Origin of the sequence: Nocardia beijingensis NBRC 16342, assembly GCF_001612785.1 — a bacterium.
Lineage (GTDB): Bacteria > Actinomycetota > Actinomycetes > Mycobacteriales > Mycobacteriaceae > Nocardia > Nocardia beijingensis.
Window position 1 is genome coordinate 121604 of the sequence record NZ_BDBC01000003.1, and the last position, 21036, is coordinate 142639.

Consider the following 21036-nt stretch of genomic DNA (forward strand, 5'->3'; position numbering starts at 1 on the left):
TCAGGCTTCCTTCCGTACGCGCTTGCCGTACTTGCGTTCGAACTTCTCCACCCGCCCCTGGGCGTCCAGCACGCGGTGCGCACCGGTCCAGAACGGGTGCGAGTCGGCGGTGACGTCCACCGTCAGCAGCGGATAGGTGTTGCCGTCGGCCCACTCCACGGTGCGCGCGCTGGTCGCCGTGGACCGGGTGAGAAACCGCTTGCCGGCGCCCGCGTCCTCGAAGACCACCGGGTGGTAGTCCGGATGGATACCCTTCTTCATTTCGCCTCTCCTCTCGGGGTTTTCAGGTCCTGAACGGGCTGCCCGGACTCCTCCTCGCTCGCGCACGGGTCGGCGTGCCACTCGCCGAACGGGTCCTCCCATCGGGCGACGCGCTCCGGCGCGCGCTCGACCAGGCGCAGTTCGTCGTCCTCCACCAGCGCCCAGTGCAGCGCTTCGCGGATCTGCGCCGGATCCGCGTCGTGCACCAGGATCGACAGCGAGACATCCCGGTCGCCGAATCGCTCGTCCCAGCGCAGAGCGGCCATCGCGCGGCGCTCCGGGTCCGCCTCGGCCAGTTCCGCTTCCGGCATCGCGGCCAGCCAGCGCCCCGCACCGCCGACGCGCAGGCCCCCGCCGGCGGATTCGAGCCACACCACCTCGTCGGGCTGGGTGGCCAGCCACAACCTTCCGCGCGCGGTCACCACGCCGTCGAACAGCACGTCGAGCGCCTCGTGCAGGCGCGCGGGATGGAACGGCCGCGCCGCGGCGAATTCGACGAGTTCCACGCCGTAGTCGCTGGTCAACGGTGGTCGGCCGCGCAGAAGCGGTGCGTGCGCGTCGAAGACCCGGCCGCGGCGGGAATCGGCGGGGACGCGCGCGAGCAGCGACTCGACCAGGGCGGGCGTGACGGAACCCGGTTCGTCCACCCAGGCGACCGGGGCGCCGGGAACCAGCCTGGCCAGGACCGCGGCGAGCTTGCCTCGCTCGACCGCGGCGTCGGCGGCCGGGGCCGCGTCCGCGCCGAGGGCGATGACGGCATCGGCGAAATCGACCTGCCCGACGGCGACCTGCGCCACCGTGCGGTCGTCCTCCGCCGCGGCGAGGCCACGCTCGGCGAGCGTCTCGTCCCCGGTCGCGTCGGCCAGCCAGACCGCCGCGTCCAGGCAGGTCAGAACGGCGTCCACGCGCACGTCACGCCCGGCGGGGCCGTCGACGCGACCGTGCACCCCGGTGACCACGACGTGCGCGATGGCCTGGCACACCGCCTCCGCCTCGAAGGCCGGGTCGAGGGCGAGCACGATGCGATCCACGGATTCGCGCCGCGCCAGAGTGCACAGCAGCGGAAGCAAGTCCATCCGCAAGGTGCAGGAGACACAGCCGTGCGCGAGTTCGAGCACCGCCGACGTCTCGCGCGTGGCGGTGCGCACGGTGCGGTGCACGATGCCCTCCCGCAGCTGGGTCAGGTCATGGCGGACCACGACGGTGCCCGCGGCCATGCCCAGCATCGCCGCCGCGCGGTCCACGCCCGCCGCGGCGAGTCCGGCGAAACCGGCGAGCACCACCACGGGCGTTCTGCGGTCGGGTGGGACCAGGGTGGAATCTCCCGCAGCCACCGAGAACCCCTTTCAGTAACGATTTTCATTTGCTGTACGGCAACGGTACATTGTCGAACAGTTGTTGTCGAAAATGATTGTCATCTACTGGAGGGAGTCCGGATGTCGGCCCACTGCCAGGTCACCGGGCGCAAGCCCGGATTCGGCAAGTCCGTGTCGCACTCGCACAAGCGGACCAGCCGCCGCTGGAACCCGAACGTCCAGCGCAAGACCTACTACCTGCCCAGCGAAGGCCGGCGCATCACGCTGACCGTGTCCGCGAAAGGCATCAAGACCATCGACCGGGACGGCATCGAGGCCGTGGTGGCGCGCCTGCGCGCCCGCGGCGACAAGATCTGAGGAGCGACCCATGGCGTCGAAATCCACCGTCATCCGCCCGATCGTCAAGCTGAAGTCCACGGCGGGCACCGGGTACACCTATGTGACCCGCAAGAACCGCCGCAACGACCCCGACCGCCTGGTGCTGCGCAAGTACGACCCGGTGGTCCGCAAGCACGTCGACTTCCGCGAGGAGCGCTGAGATGGCCAAGAAGTCGAAGATCGCCCGCGATCAGCAGCGCAGGGCGATCGTGGCGCGCTACGCGGGGCGCCGCGCCGAATTGAAGGAGATCATCCGCAAGCCGGGCACACCGGAGGACGAACGCGCGGCCGCCCAGGCCGAACTGCGGCGGCAGCCGCGCGACGCCAGTCCGGTACGATTGCGCAATCGGGACGCCGCCGACGGACGACCGCGCGGTCATCTCCGGAAGTTCGGACTTTCCCGTGTGCGTGTGCGCGAGATGGCCCACCGGGGCGAGTTGCCCGGTGTGCACAAATCGAGCTGGTAGACAACCACTGATCTCGTGAGAAGGAACTCGTCATATGGCAGTCAAGCGAGCACCGTCGAAGAAGGTTCGCGCAGAGCAGGCCCGCCGTCCGAAGAAGAACCCGCTCATCGCCGCCGGCATCGAGACGGTCGACTACAAAGACGTGAACCTGCTGCGTACGTTCATCTCCGATCGCGGCAAGATCCGCAGCCGCAGGGTCACCGGGCTCACCCCGCAGCAGCAGCGTCAGGTCGCCGTCGCGGTGAAGAACGCCCGTGAGATGGCGCTGCTGCCGTTCACCAGCCGCTAGGCGTACTCCGCGCACGAGCCGAACCGGAAAGACCCCCGATGCGTGAGCACCGGGGGTCTTCGTCGTCGTCGCTACCGAACCAGCCGGGTCACGGAATGGTCAGCACCTGGCCGGGGTTGATCGCGTCCGGGTTCGGGATTCCGCTGGCATCCGCGATCTCCTGGTAGCGGTTGCCGTCGCCGTAGAAACGCTCGGCGATGGCCCACAGGGTGTCGCCCGGCTCGACGGTGTAGGTGCGCGGCTCGGGCGCAGGCGGCGGAGGCGGGACCTCCTCGGCGGCCGGAGCCGCGACCTGCTCCTCCTGCACCGGCTCCGCTTCCGGCTCCGGGGCGGGCAGCGGGGTGTCGGTGTTGGTGCCGGAGGCCCACAGCGCGCTGCCGTCGCCGCCGTACAGCACGACATTGCGATCCGCCTGCACGACCAGCCGGTCGGCGGCCTGACCGTTGGTCTCGGTCGCCCAGGCCGCGCCGTCGCTCTTGTAGAGCACGAAGTTGCCGTCGTCCTGCAGCACAGCCCGCTCCACGCCTTGGTCGTGAGTCTGGGTGGCCCACACCACATTCCCGCCCGGCTCGGACAGCACCAGATTGCCGTCCTCCTGCAAGGTGAGGGTGTATGCCCCGCCCTGGAGGGACTGACCCCGCCCGAGTTCTTCGCCTACGCGCAGCGTGTCGACCACGTTGGTTCCTTTCCGGAAAAAGCTGGTAGAGCATCCGACATGACGCCCGCCGCAATGGTTTCGGCGCGCATCCCCGCAGAACTTACTGGGCTCGAACGGTTTTGGGAGCTATTACGCGCACGGTTCGCGGAACGTTCACTGTGGGGTTCGTCCCAGTGCACCCTCCACCCGCGGCGAACTCGGCGAACCGCCGTCGAGACTAGGGTGATCGGTATGGATCGGACTCAGGCCGGACGCGCCGCCACAGCTGTCGCCGTAGTGCTCGCCTGTCTCGCCGCCGCGGGCTGCGGCGGTTCGGACGACGGGGTGAAGACGCCGAGCACGAGCGCCGCCACGTCCGTGGCGCCGAGCACGCCGACCGAGGACCCGCGCGGGAACCAGGGCAACGAATTCACCGCCGACCCGACCATCGTCGGCGCGCATCCGATCCCCTTCCGATCGTGGACCCGGTTGGGAGACAACAAGATAGCCGTGAACTTCGAGACCGGGTCGCCGGAGTGCTACGGCGTGGACGCCACCGTCACCGAGACCGCGTCGACGGTCACGGTGGAACTGCGCTCCGGCAGCCGCGCCGAGGCGGTCGGCCGGATGTGCGCGATGATCGCGGTCTTCGGCACCCTGGAGGTGCCGTTGAAGGAACCGCTCGGGAACCGCACGGTGCTCAGCGCGGTCTAGAACGCCGCGCGCCCGGCGGGCCTGCCCGTACTCCGTCCATCCGCAACCGGATAGCTGTCGGCTTGCGACGGGGCGTCGGCGCGGTTGCGCGAAGAAGGCGGCCCCACCTCGGCCCGGTTGGCGGCGATGGCCGCCGGAAGCCTCGCCGGACCGCGCGACACCGGCGGGAAGCACAATGCGGAACGCCGCGCCGGATCCTCGATCCGGCGCGGCGTTCAGCGAGCTTGCCGACCTCAGTGGGCGAAGTGGCGGGCCCCGGTGAGATAGAGGGTCACGCCCGCCTCGCGCGCGACGTCGATGGTCTCGCGGTCGCGCACCGAGCCGCCGGGCTGCACGATGGCGCGGACACCGGCCTGGATCAAAGTCTGCGGACCGTCCGGGAACGGGAAGTAGGCGTCGGAGGCCGCCACCGACCCCTTGGCCCGGTCCCCCGCCCGCTGGACCGCGAGGCCGACCGCGTCCACGCGATTGACCTGCCCCATGCCGACGCCGACCGAAGCGCCGTCGTGCGCCAGCAGGATGGCGTTGGACTTCACGGCCCGGCAGGCGCGCCAGGCGAACGCGAGGTCGGCGAGCGTGTCGGCGTCGGCGGCCTCGCCGGCGGCCAGCGTCCAGTGGGCCGGGTCGTCGCCCGGCGCGTCCAGCACGTCGCGCTGTTGCAGCAGGACGCCGCCGCTGATCGGGCGCAGCTCCGCGCCCGCGCGCGTCGGCGGCTCGGCGACGAGGATGCGCACGTTCTTCTTGCGCTGCAACACCTCCACCGCGCCGTCGGCGTAGGACGGCGCGACGATCACCTCGGTGAAGATCTCGGCGACCTGCTCGGCCAGCTCCACGGTGACCTCGCGGTTCGCCGCGATCACGCCGCCGTACGCGCTCACCGGATCGCACGCGTGCGCCTTGCGGTGCGCCTCGGCGATATCGGCGCCCAGCGCGATGCCGCACGGGTTGGCGTGCTTGATGATCGCCACGGCCGGGGCCTCGTGATCGTAGGCGGCGCGCCAGGCCGCGTCGGCGTCGACGTAGTTGTTGTACGACATCTCCTTGCCGTGCAACTGCCGCGCCTGCGCCAGCCCGAGCTTGCCGTCGCCGTTGATGTACAGGGCGGCGGACTGATGCGGGTTCTCGCCGTAGCGCAACACCGCCGACCGCTCCCAGGTGCCGCCGAGCCACTCGGGGAACCGGGGCGCCGTGTCCTCGGCCGTGTCGCCCGCGCCCAGCACGTTGGTCATCCAGCTCGCGACCGCCACGTCATAACTCGCGGTGTGCTGGAAGGCCTTTGCCGCCAGCGCCGTGCGCTCGGCCAAGGTGAAGCCGCCGGACTTCACCGCGGCGAGCACGTCGTCGTAGTCGCCGCTGTCCACGACCACCGCCACCGACGGGTGGTTCTTCGCCGCGGCGCGCACCATGGAGGGCCCGCCGATATCGATCTGCTCCACACACTCGTCGGGGGTCGCCCCGCTCGCCACGGTCTGGGTGAACGGGTACAGGTTCACCACCACGAGCTGGAACGCTTCCACGCCGAGTTCGACCAGCTGATCGACGTGCTCCTGCTTGCGCGAGTCCGCCAGGATGCCCGCGTGCACCCGCGGATGCAGCGTCTTGACCCGGCCGTCGAGGGTCTCCGGGAACCCGGTCAGGTCCTCGACCTTGGTCACCGGGATGCCCGCGTCCGCGATCCTGCCCGCGGTGGACCCGGTCGAGACCAGCTCGACGCCCGCCGCGTGCAGACCGGTCGCGAGCTCCACGAGACCCGTCTTGTCGTAGACGCTCACCAGCGCCCTGCTGATCGGCTTGCGTTCACTCACCGGAGAACTCGCTCATCTGGGATAACTGCCTTTCGTCCGTCGGAGACAATGCCTCGCGTCGCGACGGCGGCGACGACCTCCGCCAGCAACCGTCGCTCGACAATCTTGATGCGCTCGTGCAGGGCGGCCTCGTCGTCGCCCGGCAGCACCGGCACCGCCTCCTGCGCCAGGATGGGCCCGGTGTCGATGCCCTCGTCGACCAGGTGCACGGTGCAGCCGGTGACCCGCGCTCCGTAGGCGAGCGCGTCGCGCACGCCGTGCGCGCCGGGGAAGGCGGGCAGCAGCGCGGGGTGGGTGTTGATGATCCGGCCGCCGAACCGGTCCAGGAAGGCGGGGCCGAGCAACTTCATGAAGCCCGCCGACACCACCAGATCCGGCTGGTGCGCGGCGACCGCGTCGGTGAGTTCGGCGTCCCATGCGGCACGGTCGGGGAAATCCTTCAGCGCCACCCGGAAATGCGGTACGCCCGCGGCGTCGGCATGGGTGGTCGCCGCGCAGAGCCGGTCGACGCCGACCGCGACGACCTTCGCCGGGTAGCCGGGCGCGGCCGTGGCCTCCAGCAGGGCCTGCAGCAGCGAACCGGTGCCCGACGCCAGGACGACTACGGTGGCCGGCGTCGTCACGGGCTTCCACGAGGCAGGCTGGGACGTCAGCGCTCTACTCCCTGATCGATCGGATGGCGGACGGATGCGGCACCGCCGGGTTAGAGCCTAACGACCGTCCACCCGGTCACTGTCCGGCAGGTCCGCCTCGACCACCTCGGCGTCGACGATGTCGCCCGCGCCGTGGTCGTGGCGGCGGACGCCGGTCTCGATCGCGGGCGGGGAGTCCACGAGTTCGGCGTCCAACGGGGGCTGCGGGGCCTCCAGCTCGGGCCGGTCGTAGTCCTCGTAGTAGTCGTCGTCCTCGTAATAGTCGCCGTCGTCCTCCGCGTAGTAGTCGTCGTAGTCGTCCTCGTCGCGGTAATCGTCGTAGGGATCGGTGTAGTCGGCCGGTGGAACGCCGACCGGCACCAGGAACCAGCGGGCGAACACCAGACCCGCGTAGCCGGGAAGCGCCAGCCAGGCGAACGTGACCAGCGCGAAGATCGGCAGCTGGAGGCCGACCCTGCCCACCTCGCCGAGTTCGCCGCCAGCGACCGCCCCTGCCACCGTCAGCGCGAGCGCGGCGAGCGCGGCGGAAACGAGCGTGGCCCACGGCGCGCCGATCCGGTCGGTGGAGGTGCGCGCGATGTCCAGTCCACCGAGCACACCGACCGCAGCGGGGATCAGCAGCAACACCGGCCACCATCCCGCCGCCGGACCGGTCGGCACCGCGGCGAGCAGCGGAAAGGCCGGGACAGGTCCGCCGACGATGGAGAACACCCCGAAGGAAGCGACGCCGATCTGCGCGCTGGAACCGACCAGCACACCGACGGTGTGAATCACCAGATTCGGCAGATAGGCCACCGAGAGCAGCGTCAAGCCGAGCACGCCCCCGGCGTTGCCCGCCGATTGATACATGTCACCGAGTCGCGACACGTGCGCGAGGAAGGAGATCACCACCACTGCGGTCGCGCAACCCAGCAGGCGCAGGACGGACCGGCCCGCGCCGTAGAGTCCCGAGACCGCCCAGTCGGGCAAGCGCAGCACCACGAACAACTCGCGGCGGAGACGGACGGCGATGCCGATGGCGGCGGCCAGCAGATACAACGCGGCGACCCACGCGAACGCGGCGAGGGTGTTCGGCGGTTGCAGCGCGAAGACGCCGGAAGCGTCCTCGGTGACCGCGAGGCAGACGGAAGTGACCAGCAGCGGGCCGCCTGCCGCGGCGCCGACGATCCACCCCAGATCCGCTCGGGTGCACTGCGGTTCCACGGCGCGCGCGCATTCCCGCGCGGCCAGCCACACCAGCAGTCCGGTGGGCAACAGCGGAAGCAACCCGAGCGAGGTCTTGCCGATCACCAGCGGAACCTGGTGCACGCCCAGCCAGGAGGCGGCGATCGCGCCGGACGCGCCGTCCAGATCGCTGCCCGCCGCCAGCAGCGTGGCGAGCACGAGGACGACCAGAGTGGTCAGCCCGAACGCGGACGGGCGGCCCGCGACGGCGATGAGGACTCTGGAGCGCTCCGGGGTGAGGGACAGAAACCCGGCTTCGTCCGCGTCGGGGTGCGGCGGCGACGAGCGCGGCCCGCCGATCCGGCGGGCCGAGGAGTTTCTGGAGGAGCTCATGACATTTCAGCGTGGCATCCTCCCCGGCGCGAACGGGTCAGGCGCGCCGTTGGCACGCGATCGCCGCACCGGGGAGGAGTCCGCCGAGTTCGCTATTTGTTCTTGTCGTCCGAGGGACGGAACGCCTGAGTGGCGTCCGAGGACGGGTCGCCGCTCTGCTCGCCGCCGAACGGACCGCTCTGCTGGCTCGGCTGGCTCTGCTGGCCCGGCTGTGACTGCTGCTGGCCGTAACTCGGCGAACCGTAGGGCGACTGCTGACCGGTCTGCTGCTGGCCCCCGAAGTGCTGGGTCACGCTCTCGTCGGGACGCGGCTGCGCGCCGTACGGCGAGCCCGGCTGCTGCGGCGCGCCGTAGGCCGTGGTCGGCTGGCTCTGCCCGTAGGGCGACTGCGGCTGTCCGTACGCCTGGCCCTGCTGGCTCTGTCCGTAGCCCGGCTGGCTCTGCCCGTAAGGCGATGGCTGCCCCTGCTGCGAGGGGAATTGCGGCGGCGCGGACTGGGTGCCGTACCCGCCCTGCCCGTAGGAACTCGCGCCGTAGCCGGGCTGCTGGCCCGGCTGCCCGTAGGACGGCTGCCCTTGTCCGAACGACGCCTGCTGCTGACCGTAGCCGCCCTGGCCGAACCCGCCCGCCGCGGCGGCCGGACGCGGTGCGGGCGCCTTGATGATGCCCACCTCGAACAGCGTCGCGGCGATCGCCACCGCCGCCTGCACGAACGACAGCACGAGCAGGACGAACGCACCCGCCTTCAGCTCGCTGCCCGGACCGAAGTTGAACGACTGGAACAGCAGCGCGACGAAGCCCGCGGTCGAAGCCGCGGCGGCCGCGCCGGTCCAGTTCTGCTTGGGCAGCAGCGACAGCGCGGCGAGCAGGCCGCCGAGCAGCAGCAGGCCGAGCAGCGGCGAGCCGGACGCCACCTCGAAGGCGTTGCGCGTCTCCGCACCGCTGACCCTGGTGCCGCCGAAATCGATCGGCTTACTGCCGAGGAACGGAAGGAAGCCGAGCAGGAAGTTGATCACGCCGAGCGCCGCTACGCCGACCACCAGGAAGAACGGCAGACCTTTGGCATCGGAACCGGTAGCGCTCGAACCTGAAGTCGCACCACCCGCGGCCGGGCTCTGGCTGGATGGTGCTGAGGGCGCGGGTGTGTTGTACCCGGAGCCCCCGGTCGGGTAGGACATGTCGTCGTCTCCTAAATCGAGTCGTACATGGTCTTCACGGCTGGATTACTTCTGACGCTACTGCACTCCCTCGCTCGGGTCATCCCGCCGCGACGGCCGGAACGAGCGGGTTCGCCCGCGTTCCGGCAGGTCGCGGCTGATGTCCTGTGCGGAGTTCCTAGCGTGACCACCTACCGCTCACTGACACTGTTGCCCGCGATGGCGCTTTTCACACCACGCGAATTCTCAACGGCGGGGAATTCCGGATGACGACTCGATGAACCATCCGCCCGGCTGCCTCGTGATGCATAGCGAGGAGAACCACGAGTGGCCGGTCAGGACGCTCGGCTTCTGCCCAAGCCTGAGCCCACTGCCACACATGACGAAGGCCGCCCCCCGAATTCGGAGGCGGCCTTCGTGCACGGTGGGAGATCAGGCGCTGATGCTGGCCTTCTCCAGGATCTCGCGCGCCAGCGCGGCGGTCTCGGACGGCGTCTTGCCGACCTTCACGCCCGCGGCCTCCAGCGCGTCCTTCTTCGCCTGGGCGGTGCCAGAGGAGCCGGACACGATGGCGCCCGCGTGGCCCATCGTCTTGCCCTCGGGGGCGGTGAAGCCTGCCACGTAGCCGACGACCGGCTTGGTGACGTTGGCCTTGATGTAGGCCGCGGCGCGCTCTTCCGCGTCGCCGCCGATCTCGCCGATCATCACGATCAGCTTGGTCTCCGGGTCCTTCTCGAACGCCTCGATGGCGTCGATGTGGGTGGTGCCGATGACCGGGTCGCCGCCGATGCCGATGGAGGTCGAGAAGCCGAAGTCGCGCAGCTCGTACATCATCTGGTAGGTCAGTGTGCCCGACTTGGAGACCAGTCCGATCGGGCCCTTGCCGGTGATGTTGGCGGGGGTGATGCCGACCAGCGACTCGCCAGGGGTGATGATGCCGGGGCAGTTCGGGCCGATGATCCGGGTCTTGTTGCCCTTCTCCACGTTGTAGGCCCACGCGTAGGCGGTGTCCTGCACCGGGATGCCCTCGGTGATGACCACCAGCAGCGGGATCTCCGCGTCGATGGCCTCGATGATGGCGTCCTTGGCGAACTTCGGCGGCACGAACGCGATGGACACGTCGGCGCCGGTCTCCTTGATGGCCTCGGCGACGGTGCCGAAGACCGGCAACTCGACCGCGTTGCCTTCCTTGTCGGTGTGCGCGACGGTGGTGCCCGCCTTGCGCGCGTTCACACCGCCCACGATCTGGGTGCCCGCCTTCAGCATCAGCGCGGTGTGCTTGGTGCCCTCGCCGCCGGTGATGCCCTGGACGATGACCTTGGAGTCCTTGTTCAGGAAGATAGACATTTCTTTTCGTCCTTACTCGGCCGTCGTTATCGGGCGGCTGCCAGTTCGGCGGCCTTGTCGGCGCCTTCGTCCATTGTCTGCGCCAGCGTCACCAGCGGGTGGTTGGCGTCGGCCAGGATCTTGCGACCCTCGTCGACGCGGTTGCCGTCCAGGCGGACGACCAGCGGCTTGTTGGCCTCGTCGCCCAGGATCTCCAGCGCCTTCACGATGCCGTTGGCGACCGCGTCACACGCGGTGATGCCGCCGAACACGTTGACGAACACGCTCTTGACCTGGCTGTCGTTCAGGATGACGTCCAGACCCGCTGCCATCACCTCGGCCGAGGCGCCGCCGCCGATGTCGAGGAAGTTGGCCGGCTTCACGCCGCCGTGGCCCTCGCCCGCGTAGGCGACGACGTCCAGGGTGGACATGACCAGGCCCGCGCCGTTGCCGATGATGCCGACCTCGCCGTCGAGCTTGACGTAGTTGAGGTCGTTCTCCTTGGCCTTCAGCTCGAGCGGGTCGGTCGCGTCCTTGTCGGCGAACGCCTCGTGCTCCGGGTGGCGGAATCCGGCGTTCTCGTCCAGGGTGACCTTGCCGTCCAGCGCGAGGATCTCGTCCTGCGGGGTGCGCACCAGCGGGTTGACCTCCACCAGGGTCGCGTCCTCGGCGACGAAGACCTCCCACAGCTTCTGGATGGTCACGGCCGCGGCGTCCAGCACGTCGGCGGGCAGGTGGCCCTGCTCGGCGATCGACCGCGCGAACGCCAGATCGACGCCCTTGACCGCGTCGACGGGGACCTTCGCCAGCCGCTCCGGCTTGGTCGCGGCGACCTCTTCGATCTCCATGCCGCCCTCGACCGAGCACATGGCCAGGTAGGTCCGGTTGGCCCGGTCGAGCAGGAAGGAGATGTAGTACTCCTCCGCAATGTCCTTGGCCTCGGCCACCAGGATCTTCTTGGTGATGTGGCCCTTGATGTCCAGGCCGATGATGTTCTGCGCGTGCGTGAGCGCGTCGTCCGGGGTGGCGGCGTACTTGACGCCACCGGCCTTGCCGCGGCCACCGGCCTTCACCTGGGCCTTGATCATCACCGGCTTGCCGATTTCCGCCGCGATGGCGCGGGCGTCCTCGGCCGTGTCCGTGACGCGGCCCTCGGACGAAGGCACTCCGTGCTTAACGAAGAGCTCCTTCGCCTGATATTCGAAGAGATCCATGTACTCACCGTCTCGTCTGCGTTGTGATGACAACGTCTTTGTTGGCGGCCCGACGTCGGAAGCGGGTCGGGTCGGACTCTAACCAGTCACATGGAGGGCCAATCGGCCACGTTCATCCTAAGTGGCGCAGGTCACGGAGCAACGTTCGGAGCGGCAAAACCGCTGGCCAACGCTACTGACGAGTAGGTTGCTGGCACCGCGCCAGGTAGAGCGCGGTGCCCGAGGGCGGCGCCGCCTTCTACTACAAATCGTCGTTGATCGACCTCTCCGGAGTGCCCATACCGCAGTGAGATATTCCGGGGTGGAAGAGTGATGAATCTCACATGTTTGTTACGAACCCTGCGCATCGCTTGTCGCGGCTCAATCGTTTCGTTACCGTCATTGCGGTCGATGTCACAACACGGTCACGACTAGGAGGACGGCAAGTTTGACGCAGCACAGCGCTCCGCAGACGGAGAGCCGCTCCGCATTCGACCGATCGACGCCGCTGGTCAGGCGGCATCCGAGTTCCACCAGCTTCACGATGTGGCACCGCCGATGAACCACAGCTCAACTTTCGCTCCCGCTGATCGCTCGCGGACGGGACATCGTTACCGCCCCGACGACGAGCCCTTCGCCCCGGCGAGTTACGCCGCGTCCTCGTACGAGGTTCCGCAGGGCGATTACGACTTCCAGTCCGCCGACGCCGGATACGGCTTCGAGGCCGAGCAGCCCGCCCACGACGGTGGCTACGACCAGTCGGCCTACGCGAACGCAGCCGCCGACGACTCCTGGGCCGCGAACAACGCTTGGGCGCAACAGGATTGGGCGCAACAGGACGCCTGGTCCGACGGCGCGGCCTGGAACTCCGGTGCGGCGTGGGCCGAAGAGGAGAGCTGGGCGCCCGACGAGCAGGCCTGGGTGTCCGACACCGGCTGCTGGGCTCCCGAGGAGTCCTGGGCGACCGAGACCACCGAGCCCGAGTCCGAAGAGCCGAGCGCACCCGCTCTCCCGACCGTCATCCCCGCGCGCCGCGCCACGAACAAGCGCGGTGGCGCGCACCGGGTGGCAGCGCCGCCCGCCGCGCTGAAGGGACGCGCCGCGGTGGCGGCCGTCGCCGCGGGCGCTGTCGTAGCGGCCGGGCAGGCCGCGTTCGCCTCGCCCGACCAGCCGTCGCAGGCGGTCGACTACGAAGCCGCGGGGCAGATCCACGAGATCGCCGCGCAGTCGATGAACGTGGCCGATCCGACGGCTTCGCCGGATGCCCCTCAGGTGCTGAGCGTTTCCGCGCCGGCCAACCTCGATCAGTTCAACGACATCCTGCAGAAGGGCCAGAAGTACGCCGAGGACCTCGCCGCCCAGGAGGCGTCGAAGCTGCGCCCGCTCTTCAGCAGGTTCGCCGCGGGCACCTTCACCTCCGGCTTCGGCGCCCGCTGGGGCGTGCAGCACCTCGGCATCGATATCGCGGGCCCGATCGGCACCCCGATCTACGCCGTCGCCGACGCCACCGTGATCGAGGCCGGTCCCGCGTCCGGCTTCGGCATGTGGGTCCGCCTGCTGCACGACGACGGCACCATCACCATCTACGGCCACATCGACACCGCCACGGTGTCGGCGGGCCAGCGGGTGCTCGCCGGTGACCAGATCGCCACCATCGGCAACCGCGGCTTCTCCACCGGCCCACACTGCCACTTCGAGGTCTGGCTGAACGGCACCGACAAGGTCGACCCGCTGCCCTGGCTCGCCACCCGCGGCATCAGTCTCGGTCCGCAGCGCGACTGAAACGGCGACACGTCCAGCACGTCACCGACGTGCATCCATCGGCCGATCGCCGGCCTCACATGGCAGGGATGCCGGTAGGGCCGGTGTCCTCGAGCAGTTCGGGGGCGGTGCGGCGAATTCTGGCCAAGGCGGCAGCGGCACGCGCGGATTTCACGGCGTGCAGTGCGGGTACGGCGGTGCGCCACATGTCGACAGCGTCAGTGTGCTTGCCGAGTTTCCAGCGCAGCAGCCCGGTTTCAGCAGCGCTGAGCGCCCACACACGGGCGTGCGTCTCGCGATCCCAGATGTTGGTGGCCAGCTCGTAATACCGTGCAGCATTGGGGGTGTCGCCTAGGGCGAGGAACGTCTTTGCGGTCTGGTCCACAACCGTTCCCTTGTTGGGGCACCACATCGATACCCAGCGGGGCTGTTCGCTGGTCAGGTCAGGAGTTATGTGGGGTTCAGCGGTGCGCAGAGCGGCCAGTGCTCGACTGTGGTCGCCGGTTTCGGCGTGGCAGCGGGCGACAGCGATCGTGAGCAATGCCGTCACATCCGGTCCGAGTCGGCCGCCGTCCCGAGTTACGGCCGCTTCGGCGAGTGCCGGACTGAAGTTCGGCTGGCCGATATCGGTTCCTTGCATGGCCAGGATGCGCAGCACCCAGGCTTCTTGGCCGCGCATCCGGCCTTCCTCCGCCAAACGCAATGCCGAGAGGAAGTACCGTTGCGCGATGCCGTCTTCCCCGGCATCGTGCGCTTTGAAGCCTGCCAGATAGGCCAAATCGGCGGCAGCACTGAATGCGGCGCAGCGGACCGTCGAATCGGCGAACCGTGAGCGGAGCAGCGACGCGACATCCGTGCTCAGGAACTCCGCCACAGCGGTTCGGCCGATGCCACCGCCCTTCACTTCGTCCATGCGCAGGAAGGCATCCGTAATGCCCTGCACCGCAAGCACTTCCGGCATGCCGACATGCACCGACTCGCCCACCCGGACCAGCCGGGCCATATCCGACTGCGACACCAGCGCTGTTGCGGAAAGCGCGGCACTGTAAACGGATGTGCGTAAGAACGACCGCCGGTCGACATCCGCTCGGCCCAACATACTGACCAGTGTGACAGCGTCGCAGGTCATTTCGCCGCACGCGCGCATATACGCAGCGATCACATCAGCCGAGGCGACGCGCGTTCCCGTCTCGACATGGCCGAGGTAGCTGCGCGAGAACGGTATCCGTGCGGCCAGTTCGGCCAGTGAGAGCCCCGCCGCCTGCCTGGCTGCTCGCAGACGTTCCCCGATATCAGGAGGAAACCCCCCGTCCGTCCCCATGCGTGCATCGTAGGCGGATCGGTAGACGCGTTGTAGCCATTTTCCCAGTCCAGAGCGAAGTTTTCCGCGCGACGCTTGCAGCCGCACCCACCCGGCGGGCGCGTCCTCCGTCCCGAGCGGACGCATCGCAAGCCGTGAGCGGCCCGCGGTGACCATCACCCCGCCGGGTGGCGTGCGCCCACATGACGAGCGACAACAGCAGGGGTGAGACGCGATGGGGTTCAACTGGTGGCGAGACGGCGAGCAAGACGACATGTCGGCGCAACCGACCATCGATCGAGTAGCGGCCGAGTGGCGGGCCGCACGCGAACGCGAACGGATCAGCGCCGATCAGCCCGGCACCGGGCTGTGGCCCGCCGGTTGGCCGCACGAAGCTCCGGAGACTCCGTTGAGCGTCACCGAAGCGCACCAGACGATGCAACGGCATCGGGCATGCCGCGCCGATCAATGCCCGCGTAAGGCGGCGGCCCGGCAGACGCTCATCGACGCGGGGCGGATGAAACCGGACACTTCGCGGGAACCGCGCTGACGCATTTCATGACCAAGATCCAGCGCTAGGCAACCTAGGGCGCGGCTGCGATCGCCAAGCCGATCAACACCACGACCTTGACGACCTCCAAGCCGATGTACCAATAGTGCGCGTGGGAGCGCGGCAGATCCTCGCCCGCCAGCACGCGATCGGAGCGGCGGGACAGTGGCGGGCGCACCACCGCGATCTGAACGGCCAGCACTACGGCGGCGATGCCCAGCCATACCCAGACCGCCGTGCCCGGGCCGACGATCAGGGCCGCGAGGACCAGCACTGCCGCGAGCACGGCCTCGACGATGTTCAGCGCGCGGAACACCAAGCGGCCGATGCCGAGGCCCAGTGGCAACGTGACGCCGGGGGCACGGAACTTCAGGGGCGCTTCCAGGAACGAGATGGCCAGCACCATGCCGAGCCAGAGCATGGGCAGGAACCACAGGAGATGCTGGGCGATCGTATCCACATCGCGGACGCTACCGACGCGACGCCGACACGGGCAGGGTCGAAAGGCCCGCGCCACTCACAGTTTGACCAGCGTGCGACTGTACTGCGGGATCAACCGGATCTTGCCCGCGGTGCCGAAATCGATCGTCACCGTGGCCAGTGGCCCGAAGCCCTCCGCGGCGATCACGCGGCCGAGACCGTACTTGTCGTCGCTGACCCGATCGCCCACGGCGAGGACCAAGTTCGTGTTGTTGCGGGTAGCGCCGCCGGGAGCGGGCCTGCGCGGGCCGCGATCACGCAAGCCGGGCCGCGGCTCCGACCACCCGTCGCCGCGGGTCCAGTCCCGTTCCAGCCCGTCGTCGTCGCCGCGCCGCCGCAGACCCCGCGTTCCGGGTGCACCGGCGGGCTCGAGCCGGCGCCAGTCGATGAGGTGACCCGGAATCTCCTGCAAGAAGCGGGATTCGGGGTTCGACACCGGCTGGCCCCAGCCGGAGCGCACCACCGCGCGCGTCAGATACAGCCGCTGCCTGGCCCTGGTGATGCCGACGTAGGCGAGGCGGCGTTCCTCGGCCAGCTCGGTCGGATCGCCGAGCGCCCGCATGTGCGGGAACTGCCCGTCTTCCCAGCCGGTCACGAACACCACCGGGAATTCCAGCCCCTTGGCGGTGTGCAGGGTCATCATCGTGACCACGCCGGAACCCTCGTCCGGAATCTGGTCGGTGTCGGCCACCAGCGAGACGCGCTCCAGGAACGCGGCGAGCGAACCCGGATCCGGCTCGCCTTCGCCCACCTCGGGCAGCAGCCCCTCCTGCCGGGCCGCCTCCGCGTTGTTGTGCGCCTCGGAGCTGAATTCCCGCGCGACGCTGACCAACTCGTTGAGGTTGTCCAGCCTGGCGCCGTCCTGCGGGTCGTCGGAGGCCTCCAGCTCGGCGCGGTAACCGGTGCGCTCCAGCACCGCGTCGACGACGTTGCCCACATCGGGGAAGGCGGAGTCCGCTTGTTCGCCCGCGGCCCTGATGTCGTCGAGCAGCTCGAGGAAGCCGGCGATGGCGCGCTGCGCGCGCGTGTTCAGCAGCGCCACCTTGCCTTCGGCGGCGTCGCGCAGGGCGGCGGCGAATCCGATCCCGCGCTGTTCGGCATGCACCGCGACGCAGGCTTCGGCCCGATCGCCGATGCCGCGCCGGGGCGTGTTCAGGATGCGGCGCATGCTCACCGCGTCGTCGGGATTCTCCAGCACGCGCAGGTAGGCGACCACGTCGCGTACTTCTTTGCGCTCGTAGAAGCGGACGCCGCCGACCACCTTGTAGGGCAGGCCCATCCGGATGAAGATCTCTTCCAGCGCGCGGGAGTTGTTGTTGGTGCGGTAGAACACCGCGACATCGCCGTAATTCGCCTCGCCCTGGTCGACCAGCCGGTCGATCTCGCGGGCGACGAACGACGCCTCGTCGTGTTCGTTGTCGGCGACGTAGCCGGTGATCAGCTCGCCCTCGCCGGAATCGGTCCACAGCTTCTTGTCGCGCCGGTTCTCGTTGCGCGCGATCACCGCGTTGGCGGCGGAGAGGATGTGCTGGGTGGAGCGGTAATTCTGCTCCAGCAGAATGGTTTCCGCGTCGGGGAAGTCGCGCTCGAACTCCTCGATATTGCGGATCGTCGCGCCGCGGAAGGCGTAGATGGACTGATCGGCGTCACCCACCACGCACAATTCGCTCGGCGGCACCCGGTCCTCCGCCGCGTCTTCCACATGGTGGCCGACCAGCTCGCGGACCAGTATGTATTGCGCGTGATTGGTGTCCTGGTACTCGTCCACCAACACATGCCGGAACCGGCGGCGGTAGTACTCGGCGACCTGCGGGTGGTTCTGCAGCAGCGCCACCGTCTCGCCGATCAGATCGTCGAAGTCCAGCGCGTTCGCCGAGCGCAGCCTGCGCTGATACTCGGTGTAGACCTTGGCGACCAAGCCCGGCAGCTCCGTGTCGTCGGATTCCGCGTCGGCGGTGGCCCGAGCCGGGTCGATGAGTTCGTTCTTCAGATTCGAGATCGCCGTCGCGAGCAGCCGCGCCGAGTACTTCTTGGCGTCGATGTCCAAGTCGCGGCTGATCATGGTGAGCAGGCGGCGCGAATCGTCCGCGTCGTAGATCGAGAAGTTCGAGTTCAGGCCGGGCAGCAGGGCCGCCTGGGTGCGCAGGATGCGGACGCAACTGGAGTGGAAGGTGGAGACCCACATGGCGTTCGCCCGCGGGCCGACCAGCCCCGTCACCCGCTCCCGCATCTCCGCGGCGGCTTTGTTGGTGAACGTGATGGCCAGCACCTGACCCGGCGTGACGCCGCGGGCGGCCAGCAGGTAGGCGATCCGACGGGTGAGCACGGCCGTCTTGCCCGAGCCCGCGCCGGCCACGATGAGCAGTGGAGAGCCGGTGTGCACCACCGCCGCGCGCTGCTGCGGATTCAGGCCGTCGAGCAGGCGCTCGGCCTCCTCGGCGCGCCGCTGTTCCCGCTCGACGCGCTGCCGCTCGCGGTCGGCATCCGTCGGCGGCGCCTCCGGAACGGCGGCAGGCTGCGCCCCCTCCGCCGCGTTACCGCCTGCGAACTGCGGTTTCGATGCCGGATCCGGGTGCACGACCCGACCGGCCTGCGTCTTGGGAGCCACCGTGATGTCCATCGTCCATCCACGCTACCGGCGGCCACCGACAGAGATGAAGCCCCGGGTGACATCGGTGTCGGTTCGGCGCAGGCCGACTGAACGGCGGGTGAACTCCCCCTGGTGGGAAGGGTGCGTGAAACGACCGGCAATTCTCACGCGATTGCCAAACGTATCCGTTTTGCATACCCCCCAGCCCGTGGCACACTGGCGACATGCTCAGCGCTTTCGCAAGACATCCGATTCGGCGGCCAGCCGAACGCCGGGATCGCGGAGCCTGTACCTGAGCACACCGTCTGGGGGGACAATACGAAGGCCCCACCAGGTCTGTTTCACGGTGAAAGAACTGATCGGTAACGAGCCGTCGGCACGCGCCGATCGAAGTTCTGACACGAGGAGATGAATGATGAGCACCCCTGCCACGACGACCGGGTCCGAATCCGCGCTGCCGCAGACCGAGGCCGAGATCGACAAGCTCCGCAAGGAGATCGACCGGCTCGACGCGGAGATCCTCGCCGCGATCAAGCGCCGGACGGAGATCTCCCGGATCATCGGCCGGACGCGCATGGCGTCGGGCGGGCCGCGCCTGGTGCACAGCCGCGAGATGAAGGTGCTGGAGCGCTTCAGCGAACTCGGTCAGGAAGGCCACACCCTCGCCATGCTGCTGCTTCGCCTCGGCCGCGGTCGTCTCGGCCACTGAACCGATCGCACGCGACGCGCTCGCCTGAGCGTCGCCACCGATGACCGCCCCTGGTGCGCACAACCCGGGGGCGGTCGTTTCATGTCCGCGGCCGGATAGGCGAATCCTGTCGGTGCGCAGCGGTAGGCTCGCGCTCACCGATCCCGCCGCGCGGGCCATTCGAAGAGGGGGAAGCATGTCGATCGACCGCCGCATGACGGCTCTGGAAAGTCGCGTCACCGACATCGAGTCCGGCTATGCCGAGACCATGTACGAAACGCATCGCCACGTACTCGGCCTGGAGATCACGTTGAGCCGGGTGGCGGAGAAACTCGGGGTTCATCGGGCAACGGACGCGGAGATCGACGCGGCCATCGAGGACCGGAGCTGAGCATCCGCCCGGGTGGCCGCGCACCACCCGGGCGGGATCGACTCACGTGAGGGCGATGTACTTGGTGGACAGGTACTCCTCGATGCCCTCGGTGCCACCCTCCCGGCCGAAGCCGGACTCCTTGACGCCGCCGAAGGGGGCGGCGGGGTCGGAGATGACGCCGCGGTTGACGCCGACCATGCCGGATTCCAGGCCCTCCGCGATCCGCAGCGCGCGATCGAGGTCGCGCGTGTAGACGTAGCTGACCAACCCGAATTCCGTATCGTTGGCGGCGGCGAGCCCCTCTTCCTCGGTGTCGAAGCCGACGATCGGCGCGACCGGGCCGAAGACCTCCTCGCGCAGGATCCGCGCTTGCGGCGGGACGTCGCGCAGCACGGTGGCCGGGTAGAACCAGCCGGGCCCGTCGGGCGCCTTGCCGCCGATCAGCACCTGCGCGCCCTTCTCGACGGCGTCGTCGACCAGTTCGCCGACCGTGCGCAACTGCTCCTCGTTGATCAGCGGGCCCAGCGTCGTGTCCGGGTCGGCGCCCGGCCCGAGCCGCACGCTGCTCGACATCGCCTCGACCAGCTTGGTGGTGAACTCCTCGAGCACGCTGTTGTGCACGTGGAAGCGGTTGGCGGCGGTGCACGCCTCGCCGCCGTTGCGCAGTTTCGCCAGCATCGCGCCCTGCACCGCGGCGTCGACGTCGGCGTCGGCGAACACCACGAACGGCGCGTTGCCGCCGAGTTCCATCGAGGTGCGCAGCAGCCGGTTCGCGGATTTCGCCACCAGCTTCTTGCCCACCTCGGTGGAACCGGTGAAGGTGAGCTTGCGCAGCCGGGAGTCGTCGAGCAGCGGCTGGGTCACCGCGCCGGAACGGCTGGAGGTGAGCACCGACAGCACGCCGTCGGGCAGGCCCGCCTCGCTGCACAGCTCGGCAAGCAGCAGCATGGTCAGCGGTGTCGCGGAGGCGGGTTTGACGATCATCGTGCAGCCTGCGGCCAGCGCGGGGCCGATCTTGCGCGTGCCCATGGCGAGCGGGAAGTTCCACGGCGTGATCGCCAGGCAGGGGCCGACCGGTTGTTTGTGCACCATGATCCGGCCGGTGCCGGAAGGCGCGTGCAGGTAGCGCCCGTGCACCCGGGCGGCTTCCTCGCTGAACCAGCGGAAGAACTCGGCGCCGTAGCGCACCTCGTTGCGGCTCTCCGGCAGCGCCTTGCCCATCTCCAGGGTCATCAGCAGGGCGAACTCCTCCGCCCGTGCGGTGATCCGCTCGAACACCGCGCGCAGGATCTCCCCGCGCTCCCGCGCCGGCGTGGCCGCCCATTCGTCCTGCACCGCCACGGCCGCGTCGAGCGCCCGCAGCGCGTCCTCCGGCGTCGCGTCCGCGACATTCGCCAACACCTCCCCGGTCGCCGGGTTGTGCACCGGGAAGGTACCCGCGCCGGTGGCGTCGACGGCCCGCCCTCCGATCCACAACTGCGTCGGTACGGATTCGAGAAGTTCACGTTCGGACACCATGACGCCAGCCTATGCCTGATGGG

Annotated in this window: 22 protein-coding genes; 9 read left to right on the forward strand and 13 right to left on the reverse strand. The window is 69.2% G+C overall.

The annotated features are described in order from the left end of the window. Together NB3_RS01890 and mrf are read right to left on the reverse strand one after the other, a co-directional pair. On the reverse strand, window positions 1–261 hold the full coding sequence (locus tag NB3_RS01890) for a type B 50S ribosomal protein L31 (RefSeq protein WP_067795431.1): 261 nt from the start codon (window positions 259–261) through the stop codon (window positions 1–3). Continuing rightward, window positions 258–1595 carry a ribosome hibernation factor-recruiting GTPase MRF gene (mrf, locus tag NB3_RS01895; RefSeq protein ID WP_244891733.1) on the reverse strand — a complete coding sequence of 446 codons (1338 nt, stop codon included), beginning with the start codon at window positions 1593–1595 and terminating at the stop codon, window positions 258–260. Before mrf ends, NB3_RS01890 begins: the two co-directional genes overlap by 4 nt. A 102-nt stretch (window positions 1596–1697) precedes the next feature. Between mrf and rpmB the strand changes: the two genes are divergently transcribed. From rpmB to rpsR, 4 genes are read left to right on the forward strand one after another with little or no spacing between them, the layout of a single operon-like run. Then, window positions 1698–1934 carry a 50S ribosomal protein L28 gene (rpmB, locus tag NB3_RS01900; protein WP_063052922.1) on the forward strand — a complete coding sequence of 79 codons (237 nt, stop codon included), beginning with the start codon at window positions 1698–1700 and terminating at the stop codon, window positions 1932–1934. A gap of 10 nt (window positions 1935–1944) precedes the next feature. Next, complete coding sequence (rpmG, locus tag NB3_RS01905) at window positions 1945–2115, forward strand: 50S ribosomal protein L33 (RefSeq protein WP_067795434.1); 171 nt, start codon at window positions 1945–1947, stop codon at window positions 2113–2115. 1 nt (window position 2116) lies between these two features. Beyond that, on the forward strand, window positions 2117–2422 hold the full coding sequence (rpsN, locus tag NB3_RS01910) for a 30S ribosomal protein S14 (RefSeq protein ID WP_067795437.1): 306 nt from the start codon (window positions 2117–2119) through the stop codon (window positions 2420–2422). Window positions 2423–2456: 34 nt separating this feature from the next. After that, window positions 2457–2711, forward strand: coding sequence for a 30S ribosomal protein S18 (gene rpsR, locus NB3_RS01915; RefSeq protein WP_011211513.1), 255 nt, complete (start codon window positions 2457–2459; stop codon window positions 2709–2711). 88 nt (window positions 2712–2799) lie between these two features. On the opposite strand, the gene NB3_RS01920 is transcribed toward rpsR, so the two are convergent. After that, on the reverse strand, window positions 2800–3387 hold the full coding sequence (locus tag NB3_RS01920; protein WP_067795440.1) for a LysM peptidoglycan-binding domain-containing protein: 588 nt from the start codon (window positions 3385–3387) through the stop codon (window positions 2800–2802). Between the two features lie 213 nt (window positions 3388–3600). Here NB3_RS01920 and NB3_RS01925 point away from each other — a divergent pair, with 213 nt between their 5' ends. Next, window positions 3601–4062 carry a hypothetical protein gene (locus tag NB3_RS01925; protein ID WP_067795442.1) on the forward strand — a complete coding sequence of 154 codons (462 nt, stop codon included), beginning with the start codon at window positions 3601–3603 and terminating at the stop codon, window positions 4060–4062. Between the two features lie 233 nt (window positions 4063–4295). On the opposite strand, the gene purH is transcribed toward NB3_RS01925, so the two are convergent. The 6 genes from purH to sucC all read right to left on the reverse strand — a co-directional run bounded on the left by purH (window position 4296) and on the right by sucC (window position 11774). Further along, window positions 4296–5867, reverse strand: a complete 1572-nt coding sequence (gene purH, locus NB3_RS01930; protein ID WP_067795444.1) for a bifunctional phosphoribosylaminoimidazolecarboxamide formyltransferase/IMP cyclohydrolase — start codon at window positions 5865–5867, stop codon at window positions 4296–4298. Continuing rightward, complete coding sequence (gene purN / locus NB3_RS01935; RefSeq protein ID WP_371855872.1) at window positions 5864–6556, reverse strand: phosphoribosylglycinamide formyltransferase; 693 nt, start codon at window positions 6554–6556, stop codon at window positions 5864–5866. Before purN ends, purH begins: the two co-directional genes overlap by 4 nt. Before the next feature lie 21 nt (window positions 6557–6577). Beyond that, window positions 6578–8077, reverse strand: coding sequence for a cell division protein PerM (locus NB3_RS34730; protein WP_067795457.1), 1500 nt, complete (start codon window positions 8075–8077; stop codon window positions 6578–6580). A 92-nt stretch (window positions 8078–8169) separates the two neighbouring features. After that, window positions 8170–9255 carry a DUF5336 domain-containing protein gene (locus NB3_RS36500; RefSeq protein WP_067795460.1) on the reverse strand — a complete coding sequence of 362 codons (1086 nt, stop codon included), beginning with the start codon at window positions 9253–9255 and terminating at the stop codon, window positions 8170–8172. Between the two features lie 411 nt (window positions 9256–9666). After that, complete coding sequence (gene sucD, locus NB3_RS01950; RefSeq protein ID WP_067795463.1) at window positions 9667–10581, reverse strand: succinate--CoA ligase subunit alpha; 915 nt, start codon at window positions 10579–10581, stop codon at window positions 9667–9669. A gap of 26 nt (window positions 10582–10607) precedes the next feature. After that, window positions 10608–11774 (reverse strand): ADP-forming succinate--CoA ligase subunit beta, encoded by a 1167-nt coding sequence (gene sucC, locus NB3_RS01955; protein WP_067795466.1) that lies wholly within the window; start codon window positions 11772–11774, stop codon window positions 10608–10610. Window positions 11775–12311: 537 nt separating this feature from the next. Here sucC and NB3_RS01960 point away from each other — a divergent pair. Next, a complete protein-coding gene (locus NB3_RS01960; RefSeq protein ID WP_067795468.1) occupies window positions 12312–13535 on the forward strand; it encodes a M23 family metallopeptidase in 1224 nt (407 codons plus the stop codon). Window positions 13536–13590: 55 nt separating this feature from the next. On the opposite strand, the gene NB3_RS33875 is transcribed toward NB3_RS01960, so the two are convergent. Next, a complete protein-coding gene (locus tag NB3_RS33875; RefSeq protein WP_169810634.1) occupies window positions 13591–14835 on the reverse strand; it encodes a helix-turn-helix domain-containing protein in 1245 nt (414 codons plus the stop codon). 214 nt (window positions 14836–15049) lie between these two features. Here NB3_RS33875 and NB3_RS34735 point away from each other — a divergent pair, with 214 nt between their 5' ends. Beyond that, the gene (locus tag NB3_RS34735; RefSeq protein WP_067795475.1) at window positions 15050–15364 is read left to right on the forward strand and encodes a hypothetical protein; all 315 of its coding nucleotides are present in this window, start codon (window positions 15050–15052) and stop codon (window positions 15362–15364) included. 34 nt (window positions 15365–15398) lie between these two features. On the opposite strand, the gene NB3_RS01975 is transcribed toward NB3_RS34735, so the two are convergent. Both NB3_RS01975 and pcrA read right to left on the reverse strand, forming a co-directional pair. Next, a complete protein-coding gene (locus tag NB3_RS01975) occupies window positions 15399–15824 on the reverse strand; it encodes a hypothetical protein (protein WP_157111441.1) in 426 nt (141 codons plus the stop codon). Between the two features lie 57 nt (window positions 15825–15881). Further along, the gene (gene pcrA, locus NB3_RS01980) at window positions 15882–18464 is read right to left on the reverse strand and encodes a DNA helicase PcrA (RefSeq protein WP_067795477.1); all 2583 of its coding nucleotides are present in this window, start codon (window positions 18462–18464) and stop codon (window positions 15882–15884) included. A 385-nt stretch (window positions 18465–18849) separates the two neighbouring features. Between pcrA and NB3_RS01985 the strand changes: the two genes are divergently transcribed. Continuing rightward, complete coding sequence (locus NB3_RS01985; RefSeq protein WP_062977356.1) at window positions 18850–19143, forward strand: chorismate mutase; 294 nt, start codon at window positions 18850–18852, stop codon at window positions 19141–19143. Between the two features lie 175 nt (window positions 19144–19318). Continuing rightward, entirely contained in the window at window positions 19319–19513 is a 195-nt protein-coding gene (locus tag NB3_RS01990; protein ID WP_067795480.1) for a hypothetical protein, read from the forward strand. 42 nt (window positions 19514–19555) lie between these two features. On the opposite strand, the gene NB3_RS01995 is transcribed toward NB3_RS01990, so the two are convergent. Continuing rightward, window positions 19556–21013: an NAD-dependent succinate-semialdehyde dehydrogenase gene (locus NB3_RS01995; protein WP_067795482.1), complete on the reverse strand. Its 1458-nt coding sequence runs from the start codon at window positions 21011–21013 to the stop codon at window positions 19556–19558. Between the last annotated feature and the right edge of the window lie 23 nt (window positions 21014–21036).